Here is a 9157-nt window from a genome sequence, read left to right as displayed (position 1 = left end):
GCAGCGCCGCACGGTCCAGCTTCCCGTTCACGGTGATCGGCAGCCGGTCGATGACCACCAGCGCCGGGACCATGTACTCCGGCAGCGTCTCGCGGGCCCTCTCGCGGAGGTCGGTCGCGAGGGCGGCGTTGCGGCGGGCCCTGCCCGGATGGTTGGTGCGCTCGTCCGGCGCGGTCGTGCCCGGCTCGTACAGGTCCGGCCGGCCGTCCGTCCGGGTGAACAGGAAGTCCAGCGCGCCTTCCGGGTCGTCACCGGTCCAGGTCGCGGCCACGTGGTAGCCGAGCCGTTCGCCGAGCAGGTGCAGCGCCTCGGGGTCCACGCCGGGGGCGGTCGAGACGGTCTCGCCGTGCAGGGCGCGCGTCACCGCGAGGTCCCCGGCGATGCGGCCGTTCGGGACGCGGTTCACCCGCAGGCCGGACGGCGACTGCGACAGCAGGCCCTCGACCGCCGCGAGGCCGGTCTCCCCCCAGGCGACGGCGAGGACCTCGCCGCCGCGCCCCGGCGGCGCCGGGCTCCGGTAGAGGATCGCGTCGTACCGGTAGGCGGTCAGCTCGTTGTCCGCGTGGCCGCGCCTGATGCGGACGTCCACCGCGCCGAGCGAGTCCAGCTCGTCGGGCAGCCCCGCGAAGTAGTCCGGATCGACCAGCAGTTCCTCCTCCAGCGCGATCCGCCGCTCCGCCGCCGCGCGGACGGTCTCCCGGCCGGCCCCGGCCCCCGCCCGGTGGTTCTCGACGGCGCTCCAGAAGCAGCGCAGCAGCCGCGCGTTGCGCACGTCGCCGACGAACACCGCCCCGCCGGGGGCGACCTTGGCGAGGGCCTGCCGGAGCACGGTCGTCAGGTATTCGGAGTCCGGGAAGTACTGGATCAGCGAGTTGATCACGACCACGTCGAAGCGGCCGTCGGGCAGGCCGTCCATGTCGTGGGCCGGCTGGTGGCAGAGCCGCACGCGGGAGGCGAGCGCAGGATCCTCCGACACGTGGGCGCGGACCCGGTCCAGCACCACGGACGACAGCTCGGTGCCCCAGTAGGACGCGCAGTGCGGCGCGACCTCGGCGAGGATCAGGCCGGTGCCGATGCCGATCTCCAGGACGTCGCGCGGGCGCAGCGCGAGGATCCGATCGACGGTCGCCGCACGCCACTCGCGCATCTCCGCGAGCGGGATGGGCCGGCCGGTGCGGCTGCCGTCCCAGCCGGAGAAGTCGTGGCCGAACGGCCCGCCGGGCGTCTGCCGGTACAGGTCGTCGGCGTTCTGCCGGCGCTCTGCCAGCAGCCGGTCCCAGGTCTCGCGCCCGCCCGAGGGCGCGGGCACGACGTAGCCGACGAGCCGCTTGCCGCCGGGGGCGTCCTCGCGAACCACGACGGCGGCCTGCGCGACGGCGGGGTGGGCCAGCAGGGCGGTCTCGACCTCGCCCGGCTCGATCCGGTAGCCGCGGATCTTGACCTGGTCGTCGGCCCGTCCGGCGAAGAGCAGGCGGCCGTCGGGCGTCCATTCGGCCAGGTCGCCGGTGCGGTACATCCGGCCGCCCGGTGATCCGTGCGGGCAGGCGACGAACCGCTCGGCGGTCGGCTCCGGCCGTCCCACGTAGCCGCGGGCGAGGCCGGGACCGGCGACGTACAGCTCGCCCGTCACCCCGGCCGGGACCGGGCGCAGGCGCTCGTCGAGGACGAAGACCTCGGTGCCCGGCACCGGCACCCCGATGGTCACCTCGTCGGCCCGGACCAGCGGCCCACCCGTGGCGCAGACCGTCGTCTCGGTCGGGCCGTAGGAGTTGACCAGCGCGAACCTGTCCGCCCACCGGTCCACCAGGTGACCGGTGGCGGCCTCGCTGGCGGTGATCACCGTGGTGCCGGCCGGCAGGGCGTCCTCCCGGAGCGTCGCCAGCGTGGAGGGCGTCAGCGTCACGTGCGTGACGCCGCCGGGCGTACGGCCCGCGAGCAGCTCCCCGGGGTCGCCGACGACGACGGTCCCGCCGGTCAGCAGAGCCATGAACATCTCCCAGACCGACCCGTCGAAGCCGATCGACGCGACCTGGAGCACCCGGCTGCCGGGGCCCGCGCCGAACTGGCCGAACCGCGCCACCAGACGCCCGATGCCGGCGTGCGGCAGCAGCACGCCCTTGGGCGTGCCGGTCGAGCCGGAGGTGTAGATCACGTAAGCGCCGTTGTCCAGCGTGAGGTCGGCGGCCGGAGGGGGCGCCGGGGCGGCGGACAGGTCCGGCTCGCCCATCACCAGCCGCCGGGTGCTCCCCTCCGGCAACCGGTCCGGGATGTCCACGAGCGCGATCGGCGCGCGCACCTGTTCCAGCATCAGCCGCTTGCGCGACTCGGGGTAGGCGGGATCCACCGGCACGTACACGCCGCCCGCCTTGAGCGTGCCGAGCATCGCCACGACCAGGGCCGCCGAACGCGACATCGACACGGCCACCGCCGTCTCCGGTCCCACCCCGTGGACCGCGAGCAGCGCGGCCAGCGCGTCAGAGGCGGCGTCCAGCTCCGCGTAGGTCAGGCGGGACGTGCCGTCCTCGACGGCGGGCGCGTCCGGGGCGAGGCGGACCCGTTCCGCGAAGAACGCGGGAACCGTCCCGGCGGGCGCGTACGGCCCTCGCGTCCAGGAGGACGAGGACACGGATCCGAAAGGCTCGCCCGAGCCTTTCGAAAACGCATTCCCTGCCCCGCCATCCTGATTGTCGGCAGGAAATTCGGCGGCGCTCATGGAGATGGCCGCTCCTCTCGCTCACGCGGATTTGGCCATCAGCCTAGGGACGCCGTTCCGGTACGACAATGTTCCGGTCCAGCTTGGCATCTTCGTGAAAGCAGGCGTCCGGAAATGGCCCGGACCCGATCGGCAAGCCCTCGGCCATGGCACCTTCATGCCAGTTCGAGCGCGTTCACCTGCCTTGTTTTCCGGCAAGGCCGGTGCTTAGCCTGTCCGCGTTGGGTTTGCCGATCGGCCCTAACCACAGCAGGTCAGGAGGATCTGATGAATCCGTTCGACGACGAATCCCTCCAGTTCAAGGTCCTCATCAACGACGAAGGCCAGCATTCACTGTGGCCGGCTTTCGCTGATGTTCCGTCAGGCTGGGAAGTCAGGCTTGACGACTCCCCGCGCGGTGAGTGCCTGACGTACATCGAGAAGAACTGGACCGATATGCGGCCCAACAGCCTTGTGGCCGCCATGGAAGCGAATCACGAATAGCTCGCACCGGAATTGCCGTTGTCCACAAGTCCTCGAAAGGCTGCTTGATGTTCCCGCTTTCTTACGCTCAGCGGCGGCTGTGGTTCCTGGACCGGCTGGAGGGCGGCACTTCCTACAACGTGCCCCTGCACACCCGCGTCCTTGGCCGCCTTAACGTTCCCGCGCTGACCCGAGCCCTGGGGGATGTGCTCGAACGGCACGAGCCGCTGCGCACGCTCATCCGTGACGCCGACGGCGAACCGTTCCAGCACATCCTGCCGCCCGAGCAGGCGCGTGCGCTACTGGTCGTGGACCACCGGCGGCAGCCGCCGGGCCACGACCTGGCGGCGGAGGCGGCGGCGCACCGGTTCGACCTGGCCGCCGAGCTGCCGATCCGGGTCACGCTGATCGACCAGGGGCCGGGGACGTGGCTGCTGGTGATCGTGCTGCACCACGTCGCCGCCGACGGCTGGTCCATGCGGCCCCTCGCGCAGGACCTCTCGGCGGCGTATCACGCCAGGACCACCACGGGTGCGCCGCCCACCTGGGCGCCCCTGCCGATCACCTACACCGACTTCACGTTGTGGCAGCAGGACGTGCTCGACCAGGACGGGCCGCATCATCTGGAGCACTGGCGCGCCGCCCTGGCCGGGATGCCGCACCAGATCACCCTGCCCGCCGACCGGCCACGGCCCGCCGTCCAGACCCAGCACGGGCACACGCTGACCCTGCCGCTGGACCCCGAGCTGTACGCGGCCATGCGACAGGCCGCGCGCACTCACGACGTCACCGTGTTCATGGTGTTGCACGCCGCGCTGGCCACCGTCCTGCACCGCCTGGGTGCGGGAACCGACATCCCGATCGGAACCGTCACCGCACAGCGCACCCACGAGCACCTCGAAGACCTCGTCGGATTCTTCGTCAACACCCTCATCCTGCGAACGGACCTGGCAGGCGATCCGACCTTCACCGCGCTGCTGGACCGTGTCCGGCAGACCGACCTGATCGCCTACGACCACACCGACCTCCCCTTCGACCGCCTCGTCGAAGACCTCCAGCCCGCGCGCACGCTCACCCACCACCCCCTCATCCAGGTGCTGGCCGTCGCGGAGGACATCGAGGAGATCCCGCTGCTCCAGGGCGAGGGACTCACGTCGGAGATGCTCCAGCCGCCCACGACCACGGCCAGGTTCGACCTGTCCGTCGGGCTCGAACAGCGGACCGACCCGCGCACGGGCCAGACGCGCGCCCAGCTCGCCGTCGGGTACGCCACCGACCTGTTCGACCAGGAGACCGCCGCCGCGCTGGGGCATCGGGTGCTCGCCGTGCTCCGCCAGGTCACGGCCGACCCGCAGGTGCGAATCAGCGCCCTCGACGTCCTGGTGGACGGCGAGCGCGGCGCGCTGACCGGCCACTGGGCCCGGGGAGCCGACGCCACGTCCGCCACCCTCCCCCAGCTCTTCGCGCGGCAGGTGCGCCGCGATCCCGCCGCGCCCGCCGTCGAGGACGGGCCCCTGCGGTGGAGCTACGCCGAACTCGACGAGAGGTCCGACCGGCTCGCCGCGTTCCTGGCGGCGGCGGGCGTGGGCCCCGACCGGTGTGTGGCGGTGTCCATGGACAGGTCGGCCGATCTGGCGCTGTCGCTGCTGGCGGTGGCGAAGGCGGGAGGCGTGTACGTCCCGATCGATCCCGAGCTGCCGGCCGCGCGCAAACGGCTGATCCTCACGGAGACCGACCCCGTGCTGGCGCTCGTCGACACCCGCGACCGGCTCACCGGCACGACCCCGGTACGACAGGTGCTCGTCGCCGAGACCGACCTCGGCGAGAGCGCCCCATCGGCTCCCGTGACCGCCCCGGCGCTGGACAACGGCGCGTACGTGATCTACACCTCCGGCTCCACCGGGACGCCCAAGGGAGTCATGCTCCCCCACGCGGGGCTCGGCCGCCTCACCGCCCAGTTCGCCACCTACGGCGTGACGCCCGGCAGCCGGATCCTCCAGGTCGCCTCGATCAGCTTCGACGGCTCGGTGTGGGAAATGGTCATGGCCCTGCTCATGGGCGGGACGCTGGTCGTCGGCGACCCCGGCGACCTGCTGGCGGGGCGGTCGCCCGGGCAGGTGTCGCACGTCACACTCACGCCGTCGCTGCTCATGACGCTCAGGGACGGGATCCTCCCGCCCGGGATGACGATCATCACGGCCAGCGAGGCGGCAGGCGAGAGCCTGCTCGCGCGGTGGTCCGGCGAGCACACGATCGTCAACTCATACGGCCCGACCGAGACGACGGTCTGCGCCACCGGAGGCCGCCTCGAAGCCGGCGGCCCGGTGACCATCGGCCGCCCGGTCGCCGGGACGGACGTGTTCGTGCTGGACGAGTACCTGCAGCCGGTCCCGGCCGGGGTCGCCGGGGAGCTGTACGCGACGGGCTCCGGTCTGGCCCGGGGCTACCTCGGCAGCCCGACGACCACCGCCGAGCGCTTCACCGCCGGCCCTTACGGCCCGCCCGGCACCCGCATGTACCGGACCGGCGACCTGGCCCGCTGGAACCACGACGGCACCCTCGAATTCCTCGGCCGCACCGACGACCAGGTCAAGATCCGCGGTTTCCGGATCGAACCGGGTGAGGTGGAGAGCGCGCTGCTGGCGCACTCCGGGATCGAGCGGGCCGCGGTGGTCGTGCGTGAGGACACTCCTGGAGACAGGCGCCTGGTCGGCTACGTGGTGCCCGCGTCCGGCGATCCGATCGACACCGAGGCGGTCAAGGCCGGCCTGGCCGCGACCCTGCCCGCCTACATGGTGCCGGCGCTGGTGGTCATCGATGGGCTGCCGATCACGGTGAACGGGAAGCTGGACCGGGCGGCGCTGCCCGCGCCGGCCGTCCGGGCCGGTGCGTCCCGCGCGGCCTCGACGCCGCGCGAGGAACTCCTGTGCACGATCTTCGCCGAGGTCCTGGGGTCACCCGAGGTCGGCGCGGACGACGACTTCTTCGAGCTGGGCGGGCACTCGCTGCTGGCCGTGCGGGCGGTCAACCGCGTACAGACCGCACTCGGCCACCCGGTGCCGCTGCGGGCACTGTTCGACGCGCCGACGCCCGCGCGGCTGGCCGCTCATCTCGACGAGGCCGCCCAAACGCGGCTCCCGGCACTCGCCAGACGCCCGCGTCCGGCGAGCGTGCCGGTGTCCCCGGCCCAGCGGCGGCTGTGGTTCCTGCACCGCCTGGACGACGGCGCGACCTACAACGTGCCCCTGCACACCCGTCTCCACGGCCCGCTCGACGCCGACGCCCTGCGCGCGGCATTCGGCGACCTCATCGAGCGGCACGAACCGCTGCGGACGCTGTTCCGGGAGACGGACGGCGAGCCCTTCCAGCAACCGCTGACCCCGGACGAGGCCCGCGCGCTGCTGGTCATCGACGAGAACCCCGAACCCGAGGGGCATCGGTTCGACCTGGCCGAGGAGCTGCCGATCCGGGTGAGCCTCACGCGGGACTCCGGAGCCTGGCTGCTGGTGATCGTGCTGCACCACATCGCGGCGGACGGCTGGTCCATGCGCCCTCTCGCGCAGGATCTCTCGGCCGCCTACGCTGCTCGGGTCGGCGGCGCCGCTCCTGACTGGGAGCCGCTGCCGATCACCTACACCGACTACACGCTGTGGCAGTACGACGTGCTCGGCCAGGACGCGCAGCGGCACCTGGAGCACTGGCGCACCGCATTGGCGGGGATGCCGCACCAGATCGCCCTGCCCGCCGACCGGGCACGGCCCGCCGTGCCCACCCACCATGGGCGCACGCTGACGCTCCAGTTGGACGCCGAGTCGCACGCGGCCCTGCGGCAGGCGGCTCGCACTCACGACGTGACGGTCTTCATGGTGCTGCACGCCGCGCTGGCCACCGTCCTGCACCGCCTCGGCGCGGGAACCGACATCCCGATCGGGACCGTCACCGCACAGCGCACCCACGAGCATCTCGAAGACCTCGTCGGCTTCTTCGTCAACACCCTCATCCTGCGAACAGACCTGGCAGGCGATCCGACCTTCACCGCGCTGCTGCATCGCGTCCGCCAGACCGACCTGACCGCCTACGACCACACCGACCTCCCCTTCGACCGCCTCGTCGAAGACCTCCAGCCCGCGCGCACGCTCACCCATCACCCCCTCATCCAGGTCACGATCGGGATGGCCGACGGGGTGGACCGCGCGCTCGCGCTACCGGGCCTGGACTGCGCGGACGAGTCGGCGGAGCCGGACGTGGCGCAGTTCGACCTGGACTTCACGTTCGCCGAGCGGCTGACCGAGGACGGCGCCCCGGCCGGGGTGACCCTGTGGCTCGGCTACGCCACCGACCTCTTCGACGAGGCCACCGCCCGCCGTCTCGGCGAGACCCTGATCGGCCTCCTCGGCCGGGCACTGGCCGACCCCGGCACGCCGATCGGCCGGATCGAGATCATGCCGCCCGCCGAGCGGGACCGGATGCTGGCCGCCGGGCGCAGCGCGGTGCCGTCCAGGCCGGGCCGGTCGCTGATCGAGGCGTTCGAGGAGCAGGTCCGCCGCACGCCGGGGGCGCCCGCGATCATCGAGGGGACCGCCCGGCTCAGCTACCGCGAACTGTCCGAGCGGGCCGACCGGGCCGCGTCGGCGCTGCTGCGGGCGGGTGTCGCGCCCGACGCGCCGGTGCCGATCCTGATGGAGCGCTCGACCGAGCTGGTCGTGGCCTTCCTGGGCGTTCTGAAGGCGGGGGCGGCCTACCTGCCGCTGGACTCCGCCCATCCCGCCGCCCGCCTGCGGGAGATCGCCGACGGGGTGTCCTGCCCGGTGCTGCTGATCGACGAGGCGTACCGCGACCACGAGCTGGCCGTACGGCAGGCCGCCGCGGGCCGCCGCGTCCTGGTCATGCCCGCCGACGCGGCCACAGCCCCGGTCTCGCGGCCCGCCGTCCACCCCGCGCAGACCGCGTACGTGATGTTCACCTCCGGCTCCACCGGCACCCCCAAGGGCATCGCGGTGTCCCACGGGAACGTCGCCGACCTGGCCCTCGACCCGTGCTGGGAGATCGGCCCCGGCGACCGGGTGCTGTTCCACGCGTCGCACGCCTTCGACGCGTCCACGTACGAGATCTGGGCGCCGCTGCTCAACGGCGGCACCGTGGTCGTCGCGCCGCCCGGCAAGCTGGACGCCGGGTCGCTCGGCTCGCTGATCCGCAGGCACGCGATCACCCGGATCAGCATGACGGCCGGGCTGTTCCGGGTCGTCGCCGCCGACCTCGCCGACACGCTCGCCTCGGTGGACGAGGTCACCACCGGCGGCGACGTGATCGCGCCGGAGGCCGTGGCCAGGGTGATCGAGCGGTGCCCCCGCACGATCGTCCGCACCACCTACGGCCCGACCGAGATGACGCTGTGCGTCACCCAGACGCCGTATCGCAGCGGCGATCGGGTGGGCGACACCGTGCCGCTGGGCACGCCGCTGGACGGCACCCGGCTGTACGTGCTGGACGAGTACCTGCAGCCCGTTCCGGCAGGGGTCGCCGGGGAACTGTACGCGGCCGGCGCGGGGCTGGCCCGTGGCTATCTCGGCAGCCCGGCCACGACCGCCGAGCGGTTCACCGCCGGCCCCTACGGCCCGCCGGGCAGCCGCATGTACCGGACCGGCGACCTGGCCCGCTGGAACCACGACGGCACCCTCGAATTCCTCGGCCGCACCGACGACCAGGTCAAGATCCGCGGCTACCGCATCGAACCCGGCGAGATCCAGGCCGCCATCGCCGCCCTTCCCGGCGTACGGCAGAACGCCGTCGTCGTCCGCGAGGACACTCCGGGTGACAAGCGCCTGGTCGCCTACCTCGTGCCCGAACCCGGCGACCCGCTCGACGCGGCGGCCGTCAAGGCCCGGCTGGGGGCCGCTCTTCCGGCGTACATGGTCCCGGCGCTGGTGGTCATCGACCGGCTGCCGATCACCGTGAACGGGAAGCTGGACCGTGCGGCGCTGC

Annotated in this window: 3 protein-coding genes; 2 read left to right on the top strand and 1 reads right to left on the bottom strand. The window is 72.9% G+C overall.

What is annotated here, in order from left to right:
* The coding region (locus P3X83_RS42840; RefSeq protein WP_277311200.1) for an amino acid adenylation domain-containing protein at positions 1–2626 on the bottom strand (2626 nt) is incomplete at its 3' end.
* Between the two features lie 351 nt (positions 2627–2977).
* Between P3X83_RS42840 and P3X83_RS42835 the strand changes: the two genes are divergently transcribed.
* Together P3X83_RS42835 and P3X83_RS42830 are read left to right on the top strand one after the other, a co-directional pair.
* Complete coding sequence (locus P3X83_RS42835; RefSeq protein WP_277311201.1) at positions 2978–3196, top strand: MbtH family protein; 219 nt, start codon at positions 2978–2980, stop codon at positions 3194–3196.
* A 47-nt stretch (positions 3197–3243) separates the two neighbouring features.
* A partial coding sequence (locus tag P3X83_RS42830; protein WP_277311199.1) for a non-ribosomal peptide synthetase occupies positions 3244–9157 on the top strand: 5914 nt, incomplete at its 3' end.

This window comes from Spongiactinospora sp. TRM90649, assembly GCF_029382225.1.
GTDB lineage: Bacteria > Actinomycetota > Actinomycetes > Streptosporangiales > Streptosporangiaceae > Spongiactinospora.
The sequence above is the reverse complement of the archived record's forward strand: the minus strand, read 5'-3'. Positions and strand labels throughout refer to the sequence as shown.